Source organism: Fertoeibacter niger (assembly GCF_009380135.2).
Lineage (GTDB): Bacteria > Pseudomonadota > Alphaproteobacteria > Rhodobacterales > Rhodobacteraceae > Fertoeibacter > Fertoeibacter niger.
Genome location: NZ_WHUT02000022.1, coordinates 1 through 16,144 on the forward strand (window position 1 = coordinate 1; position 16,144 = coordinate 16,144).

The 16,144-nt window shown below is 57.2% G+C and carries 13 protein-coding genes and 5 pseudogenes; 5 read left to right on the forward strand and 13 right to left on the reverse strand.

The window, feature by feature from the left end:
• Positions 1-211: 211 nt before the first annotated feature.
• Both GEU84_RS20530 and GEU84_RS20535 read left to right on the forward strand, forming a co-directional pair.
• A pseudogene (locus tag GEU84_RS20530) lies at positions 212-778 on the forward strand (transposase); the annotation flags it as partial.
• 416 nt (positions 779-1,194) lie between these two features.
• The gene (locus tag GEU84_RS20535; RefSeq protein ID WP_152828762.1) at positions 1,195-1,386 is read left to right on the forward strand and encodes a hypothetical protein; all 192 of its coding nucleotides are present in this window, start codon (positions 1,195-1,197) and stop codon (positions 1,384-1,386) included.
• Between the two features lie 148 nt (positions 1,387-1,534).
• Here the strand turns inward: GEU84_RS20535 and GEU84_RS20540 are convergent, their stop codons facing one another.
• Positions 1,535-3,415 (reverse strand): putative bifunctional diguanylate cyclase/phosphodiesterase, encoded by a 1,881-nt coding sequence (locus tag GEU84_RS20540; RefSeq protein ID WP_152828763.1) that lies wholly within the window; start codon positions 3,413-3,415, stop codon positions 1,535-1,537.
• Here GEU84_RS20540 and GEU84_RS20545 point away from each other — a divergent pair, their 5' ends adjacent.
• Entirely contained in the window at positions 3,416-3,721 is a 306-nt protein-coding gene (locus tag GEU84_RS20545; RefSeq protein WP_152828764.1) for a hypothetical protein, read from the forward strand.
• Positions 3,722-3,809: 88 nt separating this feature from the next.
• Here GEU84_RS20545 and GEU84_RS20550 read toward each other — a convergent pair whose 3' ends face one another.
• From GEU84_RS20550 to GEU84_RS20565, 5 genes and pseudogenes are all read right to left on the reverse strand, one after another.
• Positions 3,810-4,124 (reverse strand): hypothetical protein, encoded by a 315-nt coding sequence (locus tag GEU84_RS20550; protein ID WP_152828765.1) that lies wholly within the window; start codon positions 4,122-4,124, stop codon positions 3,810-3,812.
• 132 nt (positions 4,125-4,256) lie between these two features.
• Positions 4,257-5,042 (reverse strand): TniQ family protein, encoded by a 786-nt coding sequence (locus GEU84_RS20555; RefSeq protein WP_174540108.1) that lies wholly within the window; start codon positions 5,040-5,042, stop codon positions 4,257-4,259.
• Entirely contained in the window at positions 5,039-5,287 is a 249-nt protein-coding gene (locus GEU84_RS21255) for a hypothetical protein (protein WP_241427789.1), read from the reverse strand. Before GEU84_RS21255 ends, GEU84_RS20555 begins: the two co-directional genes overlap by 4 nt.
• Before the next feature lie 81 nt (positions 5,288-5,368).
• Positions 5,369-5,446: pseudogene (locus GEU84_RS21260) on the reverse strand (hypothetical protein); the annotation flags it as partial.
• Between the two features lie 260 nt (positions 5,447-5,706).
• A pseudogene (locus tag GEU84_RS20565) lies at positions 5,707-6,084 on the reverse strand (single-stranded DNA-binding protein); the annotation flags it as partial.
• 425 nt (positions 6,085-6,509) lie between these two features.
• Between GEU84_RS20565 and GEU84_RS20570 the strand changes: the two are divergent.
• Positions 6,510-6,830, forward strand: a complete 321-nt coding sequence (locus tag GEU84_RS20570; RefSeq protein WP_152828767.1) for an H-NS histone family protein — start codon at positions 6,510-6,512, stop codon at positions 6,828-6,830.
• A gap of 194 nt (positions 6,831-7,024) precedes the next feature.
• Here GEU84_RS20570 and GEU84_RS20575 read toward each other — a convergent pair whose 3' ends face one another.
• From GEU84_RS20575 to GEU84_RS20605, 7 genes and pseudogenes are all read right to left on the reverse strand, one after another.
• Entirely contained in the window at positions 7,025-7,189 is a 165-nt protein-coding gene (locus tag GEU84_RS20575; protein WP_165375273.1) for a hypothetical protein, read from the reverse strand.
• Between the two features lie 390 nt (positions 7,190-7,579).
• The gene (locus GEU84_RS20580; protein ID WP_152828768.1) at positions 7,580-8,050 is read right to left on the reverse strand and encodes a hypothetical protein; all 471 of its coding nucleotides are present in this window, start codon (positions 8,048-8,050) and stop codon (positions 7,580-7,582) included.
• A 99-nt stretch (positions 8,051-8,149) separates the two neighbouring features.
• Positions 8,150-10,341, reverse strand: a pseudogene (locus GEU84_RS20585) (ParB/RepB/Spo0J family partition protein).
• A gap of 209 nt (positions 10,342-10,550) precedes the next feature.
• Positions 10,551-11,642 (reverse strand): plasmid replication protein RepC, encoded by a 1,092-nt coding sequence (repC, locus tag GEU84_RS20590; RefSeq protein ID WP_152828769.1) that lies wholly within the window; start codon positions 11,640-11,642, stop codon positions 10,551-10,553.
• A gap of 234 nt (positions 11,643-11,876) precedes the next feature.
• A complete protein-coding gene (repB, locus tag GEU84_RS20595) occupies positions 11,877-12,848 on the reverse strand; it encodes a plasmid partitioning protein RepB (protein WP_152828770.1) in 972 nt (323 codons plus the stop codon).
• Positions 12,848-14,050 (reverse strand): plasmid partitioning protein RepA, encoded by a 1,203-nt coding sequence (repA, locus tag GEU84_RS20600; RefSeq protein ID WP_152828771.1) that lies wholly within the window; start codon positions 14,048-14,050, stop codon positions 12,848-12,850. The genes repB and repA overlap by 1 nt, the downstream gene beginning before the upstream one ends.
• Positions 14,051-14,361: 311 nt before the next feature.
• Complete coding sequence (locus GEU84_RS20605; RefSeq protein ID WP_174540109.1) at positions 14,362-15,249, reverse strand: recombinase family protein; 888 nt, start codon at positions 15,247-15,249, stop codon at positions 14,362-14,364.
• 230 nt (positions 15,250-15,479) lie between these two features.
• Between GEU84_RS20605 and GEU84_RS20610 the strand changes: the two are divergent.
• Positions 15,480-15,889: pseudogene (locus tag GEU84_RS20610) on the forward strand (hypothetical protein); the annotation flags it as partial.
• Positions 15,890-16,144 lie beyond the last annotated feature (255 nt).

Here is a 16,144-nt window from a genome sequence, read left to right on the forward strand (position 1 = left end):
TCCGAAAGATCCTCGCCCACCTCAGGGATTGGCTTGCCTGGATGATCGCCGTCGTCTGGGGCATCAACGCACCGGATCGGCGCCATCGGATCGTCAGAGCGGCTTGAGTGATTTGTTCAGGGCGAACTTGATAAGGTGGTGGTCTTACTCACCTCGGCCTGCCAGATTTCGTAGAATTCTTTCGGGAACTCTGCAATTTCCGGTTTACGCCATGAAGCACCGCCCGCGATATCCCGAGCAAAATGATCTCCTCCGCCCCCGGCTCGACGATCTGATCGACATGCGCCATGAACTGGTGAAGTTGTCCCCCCTGATCGACTGGGCCTTCTTCGAGACGGAGTGGGCCGGGTTCTTCCCCTCCTCTACCGGTCGGCCTGCGACGTCGCCACGGCTCGTGGCGGGGCTGCTCTATCTCCAGCAAGCCTTCCGGCTGTCGGACGAGGCGGTCGTCGCCCGCTGGGTCGAGAACCCTTACTACCAGCATTTCACCGGCGAGACCTTCTTTCAGCACCGCCCGCCGATCGATCCCACCTCGCTCACCCGCTGGCGGAAACGGTTCGGTGAGGCAGGCGTCGAAGGGATGCTGACCCAGACAATCCGCGCGGGACTGAAGTCTGGGGCCATCGACGAGGACAGCGTTAAGCGCGTGGCAGTCGACACGACCGTCATGGAGAAGAGTATCGCCCATCCGACGGATGCTCGGCTTCACGAGCGGGCGCGGGATCAACAGGTGGAACTGGCGCAAGAGGCCGGGGTGGAGCTGCGCCAGTCCTATGCCCCCCCAACGGCATCGCCATGTGCCATTGTAATGCCGTTGGGGGGGGGCATCCGCGCCATCAACAGAGTCTATGCACTACGCAATGAAGAGGGGCAAGGGTCACGCATTCAACAAATTAACTGGCCTTCATTAATTGTGCCGCCAGGGCTAAAACCCTGATCTTTAAAGATAACGCCTATGATTTTTGATGCTTGAATTGAAAGCGACATTTTTTTGGCCTCGAGCTGGTCGGTTCTATGTTTGTTTTCAAGTTGATAATTTTATCTGCCGATTCATGCATTCTAGCTTGTGATAGTTAAAAAAAGGATAACAGGGCTGGCGACGTGCGAGGCGACGTGCGGACTCGACTGAAACGGAAAATTAACTAGAATCAAGTAATGAGACGACAGAACCGCATGAATGTTAGGAGAGGGTAGATGCAGGAATTGGATTGGATAAAAACAGTTCTCGATGACATTCAAGATTTCGCATCGAGTAATAACCTGTATCGACTTATGTGGCAAATTGATTTATCTAAGGACGCCCTAGTTGCCGATATGAGCGCCAATAGTTGCCTGAAGGATCATCGGACTGATGGCTCTTCAAATGAGGACGTCAAGGTTCATTGAGTTTAACTTGATGACTATGGTCCAGACTTCGGTAACGTGATCGTGGCCGTCACCTGCTACGACCGCTGCGCCCACACCTTCATGTCTGCCATAGGAATCGCCGCCATCGCATCTTCTGGAAATGATCAAGGAGTCCAGAGCCTTGATACTAAATTGCCATTGGAGGGCCGAGCAAGTATCCTTGTCCCTCATCACAACCGATCGACCTCAGAAAGTCCTTGGCGGATTCACTCTCAATCCCTTCGGCAACGATGCTCATGCCTAGTGCGTGCGCTAGTTCCACGGCAATCTGGACGATTGAACGGTTGCGTATGTCGCCATCTAGATCGCGCACGAAGGATTGGTCAAGCTTGATGCGGTCAATGGGCAAATCCCGCAAATGCATCAACGACGCGAAACCTGTGCCGAAGTCATCTAGTGCAACTGAAATGCCCTCGGTTCGCATCAACGCCAGCTGCTTGCCGAGAAGTGGGTTGGACTTTCCAATAAGGACTGTTTCCAAAACCTCGATCTCGATGGCGGTCGTCGGAATATTGTTCCTTGCTAATTGGTCCAAAAGGTCTGGGACGAAATCGTTTCGTTTTAGGCTGAAATGTGAGGTATTCAGACCAATGCTACCTACAGGGTGCTGTTTGGGTCCTTGCAAACTACTGATCAATTTTGGCCAATCTGCGACAACGGCCCGTAACATCATTTGGTCGACCAGGCGGACACAGTCCGGATCATCCAAGGCATCGCCCCAGACAGATGGGCCGCTGACCTCGCCCCCTGGTTCCAAAATCCGCGCCAAGGCCTCATAACCCCGAACTTCTCCTGTCGCGAGATGAACGCGTGGTTGGTAATGCGCAACGATCTGATCCGTTGCGACAGCATAACGTAGACGTTCGATGGAGGCGCGGCGACGGTCCGATGCGACTCGAATGTGCCCATCGAAGAAGGCAGCACCCCCTTTTTGGGTCCGCTTGGCATGCAGCAGCGCCATATCTGCACATCTCACTAGGCCTTCTTGCGTCATTGCATCTTGCGGAAACCGGGCGAGGCCAACTGATGCGCCGACTTGCAGTTCAACGTCCTCAACCCTCATTGCGAAACGCAGTTCTGTCACGAAACGTGCAACTGCGGTTTGCATGTCCTGGGAAGCGCCAGTGTTGCGCGTGATCACGGCGAATTCGTCCCCGCCATATCGACCGATGACAGCATCCTGACCAAAATAATTGGAAATGCGTTCCGCTGCGATCCGGAGCACTGCGTCGCCGGTGGGATGACCAAAGGAGTCGTTAACATCTTTAAAACGGTCAAGGTCCAGAAGTATCAGATAAAAACTGACATGCTGAATTGTTGAAGCGGCGAGATGTTCGGCGAGTCGCTGGTTGAACCAGTTGCGATTTGCCAACCCCGAAAGTTCGTCGATATGAGCCGCATGCCAAAGGGTCTCTGTCGACTTCGCCTCTTCAATTCGCAACCGTCGTGACACCCGTGACGCCTCAACGAAATAATACAATAACGCAGATCCGCTTGTGATGAGTCCCAGCTTGGCAAATGGGTCGGTGAATTGCGGGATCAGTCTTATGAATACAACCGCAATAACGGTTGCTACCACAATTACTTCGCCGTAGATCATGATCGGCAGAATGTCACTGCGGCGAACCAGAAATACTAGTATGCAACCGATTAATGCTGCCCCGCAAATCGACAAGGCGCGATCTTCTTCACAGATCATAATGGCTGGCATCCAAAGGAAGCTGGCCATAATTATGAGGAACAGTACTGCTGAAATTGTCTCGTCCCGTCGATTCGCTCGAAGCATCCTCGACTTAAGAAACAGGTAGTAGATTCCATGAGCGACGAAAAATGATGCTGGCCAGATCCAAGAACTGCTCCAACCGGTATATCCGTGAAGGAGCCAGCCACCTACAAACACGCCAAGAAATCGAGATATAGTTTCGCGGCGGTCGCCATACTCTAATCGGAAAAGACGATCAATTTCTTCTGAAGGACTCGGCGGGATTTTCAATTGGATAGTCCCCATATGCTGAAGCAAAGTCGTTTATTGAAAGGGCGTGAGCTCCGAATAAGTATTGCATCCCGGAAGTTGACGTTGTTGTTTCCTGAACAGGTTTGGCGTAAACCTTTGCCAGTCCATCATTGGCTTGAAAGTCATATTGCCACCCAACGCTGGCTGGGGGAACTGTTGATTGCAGTGGACGACATAGTGGTGCATTGTGGTCTTCAGTTCTGGCTACCGATGGTTGCTTTGGTGAGCCCCCGCGGACGATTTGAAGGGGCCGTACAAGGCGTTTCTGCCGGGTCCATTGGCAACTTTGGGCCGGAATGATTCATAAACCCGACCGTAGTCAGGCGCGTGCGGCTTCTTTGTCCCACGGTCCTCGCAGCAACGCCGCGCGAGCCCCACTGAAATCACCCTACTTGAGTGTCGGTCCCTGCAGGGCGCCCACGAAGAGCTGGCGGAAATCCCTGCGCTCCTCGCACCAGGCAAACAACTTCACCCCTTGGGGCGGATGCACGAAGGCGCGCGGCACGAACGTACCTGCGGTCTCCTGTCCCGAAAGGTCGGTGTAGCAGAGGTTCACGGGCTGGCAGGCGCAGTTCGATCCATTTCGGGCGGCAAGGTCCAACTCGGCGGCCTCAGGCAAGTCCCTGTGCCAATAGCATGCCGGGGGGACGTCCAGCAACTGGTAGATGCGGACGAGAAGGGCGGTTTCGGGATCGGTCTCCACTAGTCGGGCGAGGGTCGTCTCAGCAGCCGTTGCGGCGACCGGATCACCGCAATGGCTTGCCAAGGTGTCGCGTTGCCCTTAAAGTCGGCACACGGTGCGTTGGGCAGAGTTTATTGCCCTTAAATGTGATATTCATACGCCAGTTCGTCGGCGCTTTTCCCTGTTTCGCAGTACAATCCTGTCAACTGCTGCAAGAAGACGGGGCTCTTTTTCAAACGCACGAAGCAAGGCAACTCTTGCGTACCCATCGAGGCCAGTGCTGAACATAGCCGCCTTGGCCAGTGGACGTGACTGAGCCACGGCGATGGCAGCAAGGCAGAATAGTCTCACGTCGGGTCTGGGACTTTGAAGGGCAAAGGCCGTATCCGCGCGAACGGACTTAAGCGCCTTGGCATAGGTGGCCGCCCGCATGGCGCGTTTAAGTTTGTTGGCGCAGTTGGACGTCACTGCGCTTTCGAGCAGCCGTGCCCCGCTTCGGGCACGACGCACCAGCTTTTCGGGTATTCGGCTGCGATCAGGCTTGATGAGGATCGACCCAAGTTGGGTGCCGCAGATCTGGCAGTCGAATGCCCATAACTTCCGCCACTGTTTGAGCGCTATGCCGCGCCGAGAGCAGTCGGGACAAGATTGGAACGCGACCTGCGCCGTCATCAGGGCTTCGGTCTGGGTCATTGTCCCAAAGGTAAGAGATTGAACAGTTTCAGCGGCAACACGGGCCGCAATCGATATCTTTTCTGCAGTTGTCGCGGCCACCTCAACCTCAAAATCGAGCATGGCGACCTGCCCCGTATCGACTTCAATATGCGCCAGGAGTTCGTCGACCTCACAATGGTTGGTGACCGCCAGTCGCGTCAGCCATCCAGAAAGCAGCTCATCCGCAAGAGGCGTGACAGTTTTCGGCAACGGGCGCTGCTTCACGCTCTGGCCTTCTCGAGCCGCCGTTGGGCGTTCGCATGGCGCGACCAGACCGGTGTCCATTTGGCAATTGCCTCATCCGTGATGCATTCCTCGCCAGTGACAATTGCGTCGATGGAGAGGTCCTTGACCAAGGAAAAGATGCGCGAGGTTACCCCGCCGGTCAGCGCCAGTATCTGTTTGAGCGATTTGACATTCAGATTGGACTTCTTCGCGAGCGGCATCGCCGCGATCAAGGTCTGGATCATGTCCGAGAACTCGGCATCATCGCGCCAGTTTGGCAGGTGGTGTTCGTCCAGGCGTCGCGCGAGTTGGACATCGCCGCGAATGGCATCGACCGCTTCGCTGACTCCAAAGCAAACCAGAGATGCCTCGAGTTCATTGCTGAGATAACGCAGAACATTCAGGAAGCGGCGTTGTTCGCGATGGGTTACACTCGAGGTCTACCAGAAATTCAGCTTTGGGGGCGACGGCCCGCGTGAGGCACAAGGCCACCGAAAGGCGGGACGGCGCGTCAAAGCTGACGTGGTATCCCGTCACCATGCGCGTGGCGATGTCGATCGCCAAGGTCACCCAAGGCCGGCCGATGGGTTTGCGCTCGAAGCTGTCGACAAGGATGATGTCCGCTGGAGTGTGATCGATCTGCACAACGTCCAGCGGTCGTTCTGATCTGTTCCTTCCCGTCACCGGCGCAAACCTTTGGCGCGCTGAGGAAATCAACCTTCTCAGCGATGATCTCGCAGCCGTAGCGATCGGTGCCGGTTGCGTCGGTCCATTTCGTGTAGTGGATACGGCCGTGGACCATGACCTTCATGCCCTTTTCGCTGTGCTCGGCGACGGTTTTGCCGAGGCCGTTGAAGCAGGTGATGCGGTGCCATTCGGTGTCCATGACCCGGTAGCCGTTCTCGTCGCGGATCGCGCGACCTTCCGAAAGGCGGGGACGCGAGGTGGCCAGGGTGAAGTTGGTGATCTTCGTGCCGCCCTGGGTGGTGCGGACTTCGGGGTTCTGACCGATGTTGCCGGCGAGGATGACGATGTTCTGCATTTGGTAGCTCCTGTTTTCCTGTCCCTGGGACCGTCCCTTCGACAAGACCCGGAAAAAGCCTGTCGGCTGAGGCGTGCACGGGCGACGGAACGGCGACCGGAAACCCCCAAAGGTCCGGGGTGGAGCGGGCAGCCCCAAAGGGGCAACACAGCCCGGACTGACGCGGGGTTGTGCGCCAGAGGCCGAACAGGCTTAGGGGATTGTCAGTCGAAGGGATGGCGCCGGGGATGGGAGCGACGTGGGGCCAATGCAGATCAAAGACCTTCCTTGCCAATACAACAGGGCCAAAGCCTCCGATCCGTACTGCAACCCTGCGGTAGATCACCCTGCCTTCCTGCCCTTCCACGCAGTCTTAGCCCGAAGGCGGTTGCGATGCGTTGACGAGACGGCTATCCCGGATCGATCATTCTGGACACGAGGCACGCATGGCTGACTTCAATCTCGAGGCTCTGTCGCTCAAAGAGCTGCGGCAATTGCAAAAGGACCTTGCCAAGGCAATTTCCACATTTGAGGATCGTCACAAAGCCGAAGCCCGCGCCAAACTGGACGCGATCGCCAAAGAGATGGGTTATTCCTTGGCCGACCTGATCGGCAGCGAGGTGAAACCCACCCGTGCGCCCGCCGCCGCGAAATACCGCCATCCAGAGAACGCGGCCCTCACCTGGTCAGGCCGGGGGCGCAAACCGCTGTGGTTTGTCGCAGCCCTTGACGCAGGCAAATCGCCCGAGGACCTGGCAGTCAACTGACCGCCAATACGTGGCACCCAGCACAGCACCGCGCTAAAGAGTTTAGGCGCAGGCATGCGCATTTCCATTTCTAGGATTTCGGAATGCCGAATGGACGTCGGCGCCTTGTGCCTGTCAGGCTCTTGAGGAGAGACAGGCGAAAGGCCCGGAGGCGCGTTCGCGCCGTGCCCGGGCCTTCTTAACGACCGTGGGCATTACGCCCACGGGTCGATCTCAACAAGCACCTGAACCTCGTCGCCGTCGATTTCATCGGCGGGGACGGCACCGAAGGTTCCATCCCCTGCCTGGAAGACGACGATGGAGACCATGAGCGTGGCTGCGAGGCTGGCGGCGAAGGCGTGTGCATCTTTGCGGGACATTTGTTTTGGCTCCTGCTGGGAGGCGAGGGACCATCCCCCGCGCTGACAGGAACCCGCAGGCCCAAAGACGGGCTGACATCACCGGGTGCGTTCGGGCTTGCCCCGAATCCGGCCGGCGGCTCGGGCTTGCCCCTAGTCCGAGCCCTTGTGGCTTGATCTCGAAGACTGGATTTGGGCCAAGGAAGGGGCTGGCAAGCGGGGGATGGTACTTTGACACAAGGAGCCGAATTGTCCCGCTGATGCTCACCCCGCCAGCCTTGCAGACATGCTTTTGGTTGACTGAGGCCCTACTGAGGATGGAGCCTTTGGTGCCCCGCTCAGATGCGCGGGACAGGTTGGTGCTGGATGAGAGCCCCGCGTGCGGCGGGCCCCCTTGGTCACTGAGAAGGCTCAGGCGGCGATAGCCGCCTCCCCTGCCCCATCGCGTTCGTCACCGACGATTTGCAGCCGCGCGTTGCGATAGCCCTCCTTGGCAATCCAAAGCTCGGCCGCGGCAATGGATTCCGCCAGATGCAGCAGCTCGGTGTTGCCACCGAAATCCAGAAGCACGCGGATCTGCCCCACCGTGGGCTCCTCGACCACCTCAAAGCTGAGCGGACTGTCAGCTGAATGACTGCGCATGATGGTGACGAGGATGACCCCCTCTGAGGAGAAGTTCCCCTCATGCAGCGAAAAGGATGCTTGAGCCGTCCAGGTCGGAAAGGGCCGCGGCGGTTCCTTCTTAACCAGACGGCCAACACCGTTGGACCTTTCCCATGCCGCCAGCTTTTTGGTGAAGCGTGCAGGCGGTTTGGGACTGCCGTCGGTGTAACGAATGAGCGCGCCCAAAGGCGCTTGGTCGATTATTGTGTTTGCGGACATGATTCCTCATCCTGAATGCGAAGATTCGCACTCATCATATTGATATTGTTGTGTTTTGTAGTGATCGAGGGCGGGTTTCCTCGCCCTCGGGGGCTCAGATCACTCCGCAGCCATCATTGCTGTGCTTTCCACGGGCAAATCGGCCATCAGGAAGGCGGGCAAGTCGATTTCCTCGACGCTGTCCTGATCGCCCAAGACTTCTTCGCTCAAAGCCCCCTGCCCTTCAGAAGCGACATCACAGTCCAGAGCAGCAGGCTCGCTGCGCCGCAGAACCTCCGGCAACCAACCGCTGCCCTTGAGCAAGCGCTCGGCTTCCGTCGCCATCTCGCCCTTCTTCAGATGATCTAGCAGTTGCGCGGTGCCCTCCCCCTTCGCCTCACGCACGGCTTGAAGGATACGCGCTTTGGGAACCCGGTTCAGGTAGTTGTCCGCTGTCGGCTCCCAGCCCGCCGCGACCATGTCGAGATCGACGGCTTGGGCCGCGATGACCGACTGTGCCATGCGGCGGGTCAACCCGCTGGCCGAGATGCCCGCGCCATAAGGGTTGACCTTCTCATGCAGCGCATTGACCCCGAAGCTCAAGCAATGCGCGAGCAGAGCCAAACGGCTTGCCTGATCAAGGGCCGAGAGATAGTCCCAAAGCACGGCATCGTCGCCAAGCGGCAGATCGACCTCCCAGGCAGAATGACGATCGTCCACGGCCTTGGCCACCGGACTATCCTTCAGATCGGGGGCCTGTGCCGACATGTACACGGGGCGCACAGACGCCTCGAGGCAACTGCCCGATGCGCCGGAGCTACGGAAGGTGTCGCTGACCAGCTTCATCAGCAGAAGTGTCAAGGCGACGTCGGGCGAACGCCCAATCGCTTCGCGCAATGCGAGGGTGCGATGCGCGGTCAGCTCCATGATCAGACGCTCCGGCAAAGGCTTCAATGCGCCATCATCCTCATCGTCTGGAAGACCGGCACTGAACGGCTGACCCCCAGAAGTGATGACGGTGGCCGCAGACGGACCAGCGGGAAGCTGACAGGCCGAGACGTCGCTATCTGCCCCTGCCCTTCGGCACCAAGTTCATCGCCGAAGTTGGCCACGGCCTCTTCGCGAGGCTCATCCTCAGGCCGGACATAGCCGCGATAAACAGCCAGGCCGCCATCCCGATCCAGCGTTACAAAGACCCCGGCGCGACCAACCTCGGCCGCCTCAAAGATCAGCGGGCGCTGCTCAAAGGCTTCCATCGCAGCTTCCAGCTCGCCAAGCCGAGTGTCGATCTCCTCGGGGTATTCGTCCTGACCAGCGTATTCTTCTTCAAGTGCACGATACTCCGCAAGCAGCTTGGGATGCTCTGCAACTTCATTCTCGCTGAGCGGCGATGGATCGCCAACAAGACGCCGCAGACCGTGGCTATAGCCGTAGGGCAGGTCAGTTGACACCTCGATCCACTTCCAACCCTCAGCGGCGATTGCCTGCGCTTCGGCTTGCAGTTTGTCCGCGACCAAACGGTCGAGCAGGGCAGGGTCCTCCAACCAGCCACCATCATCGCCTTGGAAGAGATCACGCAGGACAACGCCACCCGCTGCCTCATATGCATCAACACCAACAAACACCGCGCGCCGATCGGAGGCCCGCACAGAGGTCTCCGTCAACATGCGCCGGATGGAATAGGGCTCCTTGTTCCAGGAGTTCTTCACCGCATCCCAGACTTGTACCTGACGCGCGTTATCGGGGTTCACCGTGAAAGCCATCAGCTGTTCCAGCGTCATGCCATCCTCGGCATAGACCTCGAGTAGGGCAGGGGCCACTGACGCAAGTTTCAACCGCTGCTTCACGATCTGCGGTGTGACAAAGAAGGCCGCCGCAATGGCTTCCTCACCCTGCCCCTTGTCGCGCAAAGCAACAAAGGCGCGGAACTGATCGAGCGGGTGCAAGGCAACGCGCTGCATGTTCTCAGCCAAGGAGTCGTCCTCGGCCAGGATATCTGATGTCACAGCACGCAACACACAAGGCACAGGCGCGGTCTTCACCAAACGCTTCTGCTTCACCAGCAACGACAGCGCCTGAAAGCGTCGACCGCCAGCTGGGATCTCGAACTTGCCTGTCTCGACGCCATCGGCATCCAACACAGGCCGTACGCTCAGGCCTTGCAACAGGCCACGGCGGGCGATGTCCTCGGCCAACTCTTCAACCGATACACCGGCCTTGATGCGCCGGACGTTGGACTGGCTCGGCACCAGCTTATCAAAGGGGATGTCCCGTGAGGACGACAGGGTGATCTTCTGGGCAGTATGGGCCATAAGGTCTTCTCCACGACGGGCGCCGGGAACCACTCTCCCGATCTCACTTCCCGCCACCCTCAAACCAACCAATCCTTTCACTCTCAACCGTGGATCCGTTGCCGAGGAACGATCTGACGCCGCACAGTGAAGATTGTCCGCGGACAATTCTGTTTTTGAGGCAGAGACTTCAGTTCTTGGTCCCTGCTGGCCGTTGTCCGCGGACAACTCTAACATCTTTGCAGCATATTCTGCTTCACAAGGGTATTGATCATTGCCCAAGGATCGAAAGCTGTGCTTCGTTTTCCGGTAGTAATGGCGCGAAAGTAGGCTCCAAGCTGTCGAATTCTTCCTTGCATCTGAAGCAGGCCCCAAACGGTAACGGCCGTCCTAAGGTCTCCAAGCCTATCTTCTGCTGCGCGGTAAGTCGTACTGTCGATGCCCATCATTGGAGCAAGAGTACGGGCGTGACCGATTACATCAGATAAGCTCTCTGCAGGGCGTTGGAGGTAACTTGCTGCCTCTTTGCATGTATTAACTAGGCTTCCAATTGATACCTGGTGATGCTGTAGTTGGGGGCCTTCGGTCTTCTCAGCGACATCAGAATCTATAGGTTCTTTTTTTGAGCTATGATGGTGTCGGACATTTTGTCCGTCAGTTGCGGACATTTCGACCTCAATCGACATCTCTGCACCGCAGTCCATACCTTGGTTTTCCTCAACGGGGACAAGGTTATCCAGGATGCTGTTGAGTTCTTCAGCCGACAGCTTGCGCCTCAAGGTGCGAAGTGCGCTTTCCGCATCGATGCTTAACCCGTCTAACGCCATTGTTCGGGCGATGGCGCACCGCACTTTTGTCCGTAGGAAAGAAATGTGACTAGCCTCTCTTGCGCAGTCTTCCGCCATCGCACAAATCTGGTCATAGCTTTTGAATAGCGGAGAAAGGTCAAAACCGAAGCGAAGGACACTGCCAGTGGACATGTCGCTCTTTGAGAAGCGTTTGCGGTTAGGGCTATCCGACCGAGCAAGCAAGCCAGCCTCTGCTAGTAGAGCGACGTGCCGACGGATCGTTCGATCGGAAATGCCGTTACGCTTGAAAGCAATCGTTGCGTTTGACGCAAAGACGAAGTTGTGGCTTCGCTTTGGGGGCAAGCAGGACAGCAATGCGTCCAGAGTTGCAATGATCGGAGCCTTGAGTCCTAGGGCTGGGCTGGCCTTGCGGACAACTTCGATGAGGCTGAACCGATCGGGCTGACCATGAGTCGTAGGCAAAGCTTTTGCGGACCGCGACCCTAAAGGTGCAGTAATATGTTGAAAGCGCATGTTTTTTCACGGCAAGCCTAGGCAAAAGCTGCCACAGCAAGGCACCGATTAGTTCGCTTGTTTAGGCAAACTTATAGAATCAACCGAATCGGTTGTTCTTGACTGACAGGGAGAAGCTGGTAAATCTGGTGATGCTAGGCAACAGATTGGGCTCTCCGAGGGTGACCTTGGGGGGCTCTTTCTTTTTACTTTGGTTGCGAGTGCTCCCTTTGTTGTTGATCTGCTCGGTTCATCTCAGTCGGCTTCAGTTGCCGACCGCCAGGCCTCGTAGAGGCGCAAGACCTCTGTTTCAGCATGTTCTTTCATCCACTTTGTGAACTCAGGTTGGTCAGATCTTGCAAAGCGAATCGTCAATGATCGCGGAGTGTCTTTGATTTCGGCGATCTTGGAACCGTCGTAAAGAACCGGTAGGGCAGGGGGCGCGCCGGCTTGTGAGGGGTCCGATTGCCCCGCTTTCAATGCCGCGTCAGCAAGCAATCCGAACCGTTCATCTGAGGTAAGTGTACGAGAGGCTTCATCTAGGGAAGCTACGAGAGCTTCGAGGTCGATTTCCTTGTCGCGAACCAGATCAGCCAGTTCTTCCCAGCGACGGCGCCCGATGCCGTGGGCGGCACCAATGAATTGAACCGCGCTGAGCGGCAGTGTCCGCGCCACTTTGGTCATCCGAGAAAGCATGGGCCTGTCGATCGCCAAGGCGTCCAAGACCACGGACTGTTCATATCCACCATCGGTCAAATCAGTTACAAAGATGGCCTTCTCGATGAAACTCGGATCAAGGCGCAAGCTGTTCTCTTGGCCCTGCGCCAAGATAGCTTGTTCGTCGGTGAGGGTTCGGATCAGGGCCTTAGCCGGGATGCCCGCCAACTTTAGGGCGCGAAGCCTCCGTCGGCCATAGACGATACGATAGCGTCCCGGGTTCTCAAGGAGCGGGCGCACCATGATTGGCACTTGCTGACCGTGAGCCCGCATGCTCTGCACAAGATCTGCAACATCGGCGTCAGTGATGTTCAAACGATCTTTCGGACCACCGTCATCAATCAACGACGGGTCAATTTCTCGGACTGCATTCGAAGACAGGTCTCGAAGTGTCGACTTGACGCCTGACATCGCTCCAGTGTTGGGGAACCGAGGCTTGCTGTCCGGTTGGGTTGCCTCCGAACCGGAATCGGGAGGCAGTGGTGGCTGAAATATGTTGCGACGAGCCATTAGTCAGTTCTCCGTCCCCAGGCTTCCTGGATGACCTTCTCAAACTCATCTGCGACGCCATTTACGCTCTCGAGGATGCGATCCAGCGTCTTGCGGATGACTTGAGTAGGGTCGAGTTCATAGATTGTTTGTTGGGTCATACCGGCATCAGAAATCGCGGTGGACTTCAGCATCGGGGTGTTCAAGACTTGATCCAGCAGGATTGATCGCAGAAAGCCTGCCATCTGAGACTGCGGAACGTCTGTCGGTTCATAGCGCGCGATCAAGAACTTGAGGAACTTCCAATCAGTCGGACCTGTCGATTCTTCAAGAACCCGGACTGTTTCTCCTGCCATTTCAAGGAACTGCGCCATAGACGCTACGTCCAGCATGCTTGGGACGACAGTGATGAGGAGTCCAGTCGACGCCAGCAGCGCAGTCATGGTGGTAAAGCCAAGTTGCGGTGGGCAATCGATTAAGACGAGGTCATAGTCCTTCTCGACTTCATCCAGCGCAATGGCGAGCCGCTGAGTAAATGGCGGATCAACCCGATGCTGCAGAGCATAAGCAGTCTCGGTTTCATACTCAGACAAGATCAGACCAGCCGGGGCGAGATCGAGATTGTGAAAGTAAGTTTTCCGAATGACTTGGCTGAGTGGGATGGGATCTTCATAGCGCAAAGCATCGTAGATCGTCCCCGTTTCCGAAAACTCGATCTCTGGGCGGTAGCCAAACATCGTGGTCAGGCTCGCCTGTGGATCCATATCCAATGCCAAAACCCGGTAGCCGCGCAGTGCATAGCGCTGAGCCAGATGGATGGCCGAGGTTGTCTTGCTGGAACCGCCCTTGAAGTTCACGACAGAAATGACCTGTAGTCCGTCGCCGTCACGACGACCGGGCAGGTAGGCTTCGCCATTGCGACCTGTGCGCGCCATAACGTTGCGGATGGTGTCGATTTCTTCCGCCGTGTAAAGGCGCCGGCCGCGCGCGTCAGTCTCGACTTCAGGGAAGTCGCCTTCCTGGTGTCGCGTTCGAAGGTTGGACATGCTGATGCCCGTCAGCTCAGAGACTTCGGCGGGATGGAACTTGCGCAGAGTTTTTCGGCTTTCAGGTTGAAAGCTATTGCGCATATGGGTGTTCAGAGCTTCAGACAGGCGTGCTGCGTTCGCACTGATTGTGCTAGCAATTGAGCCTGGCGAAGGTTGATATGTGCTCGTGTTCATCTGTCCTCAGGCGCCTCTTGGTGGGCTTTTGTAGTTTCGTCGCAAGAAAGCGTCACAATCGTGTTTGTGCGACAACTGAAGTCATGGCACGCAACTTATAGTGCGGCAACTGTTTTCTTATGTTGTAAGTTGAGTGGCGTGTATTGCTTGCTCGCCCAAACTCTCAACGCAGCTCGGTAAGCTATTGATAGATATGTGCAAAGTTCGAATCGCTGTGGAAGATGACACATCTTGTACCGGTTGGGCTGCAGAGCACAAAACCTAGTTCAGAACTAGACATGCGCGAATCGCTTGCAGCATTTCTGATGTAGCTAGAGCGCCAACCCGAGCCTTGCGGCCCGTTCTAGCAGCATCTTCACCGATGAAGGTTGCCACTTTGTCCGTCCCCGCGGTGTGCGCTCTCGCATGGCTTCCAACCTTTTGCAGACTTCCTGCAGAGTGACTTTGGGATCTGCACCCTTGATTGCGGCGACGATGGCGGGGAGTCGGTCGTCTTTCTCAGTTTGCTGGGCTCGGCCAAGGATAGCCGCAGGCAAAAGGCCTTCACGAACAAAGTTATTGGCTGCGCGGATCAAGCGAGGCTGGGTCCACGGTTTGGCGTCACGCGGCAAGCCAGAGTTCACAATCGAAAGGACATCCTCCCACGCCATGTCAGGGCGAAGGCGGCGCACTTCCGGCACCCAATGTTCAGCGGTGGCGTTCAGCTTTTGGAAATGACTCTCTACCCGAGCCGCTCGTGCTTTTCGGATCGCTGCTGGGTCGTGGGCTCTAAGGCCAGGGTTGCCACCCACGCGACCTTCGGCCTTGGCCGAGCGCAGCCCTGCTTTAGTACGCTCACGGATCAGCGCCCGTTCAAACTCTGCGGCCGCACCCAACACCTGAAGTGTAAATTTGCCCTGCGGCGACGCCGTGTCGATCGGATCCTGCAACGAGCGGAAATGCGCCCCTTTGGCCTCCAGCCTTTCAATGATTTCCAAGAGGTGCGAAAGTGAGCGGGCAAGGCGGTCGATGCGAACCACGACAAGTGTATCGCCAACGCGCAGCTGATCCAGCACACGCGCCAGAACAGGCCGGGTGCGACTGCCGCCCGAAGCTTGCTCTTCGACAATTTCCACGCAGCCTGCGGAGCGCAACTCCTGAACTTGGGGCAGGGCGGTTTGATCTTCGGTAGAAATACGCGCGTATCCGATAAGTGGCACGGGGCAGGGGGCCTCTTTTGCAATTGCGGATGTCAGGAGTAAACGACCGTTTGTAAACAGATGCAAGAGGGCTCTCCGTGGTGCTGTTCAGTGGCATACCCTTGGTTTGTTGAGCTAGAGTGCGATCAGAGGGGCCTCGCAGCCCGTCGCGCGCGCGTGCTATATTGGGTGTGAAGAGGTGCCCCTAAGAAACGCTTTGGTAAAGTGCAAAAGTATACTGTTTTGCACATATGAAGCCTCAAACACCTGCCTTGCATCATAATTTTGACGATCCTCTCGTTGGCATCGACGGGGTCGACGAAACATCCGAAACTGACCTGTGGTTCCTGCCTGGTCCGATTGAAGAGAAGCCCGACGATCTGCCGCCCGGGCCACGGTCCGGACCCCACGAGACCGCAGTTCTTGACGACTGGCGGAGGGCAGAGGCAGGCAGCGCAGCACGTCTCGCCCGCGTCGCGGGCCGTCTCGGCGCACTGGACGATCGACTGCGACGTGTGGCCCCGAGGGCTGGCGGCACAGGCTCGCTTTGATCGAGGCGGCCGACCTGAGCTGGTTCGCCAGCGATAGGATTTCGCCTGACCGGCTAGCGCTCTGGATCTCCAGCCGCCCGAAGGCGACCGAGAATGAAAACCCCGAGTTGGTCGACCGCGACGATGAGATCCCGTTCTGAAAAGAACGGGGTCTCCCTAAGGCCCGGCGGGGCAACCCGCCGGGTTTCAGGCCCCGGTAGTACGCGGGTTGCTGGGGCAAAGGACAAGATCGACAGTTTCGGCCGAGGCTGTGTGAAAACCTCCAGATATGGTATGCTTCCTGCGATACAGGAGTGCATTTATGTCAGGTTTCATTGAAGGGGTAGACCGGGATCAGGTGACGCTGTTTCCGGACCGTCTTGAGG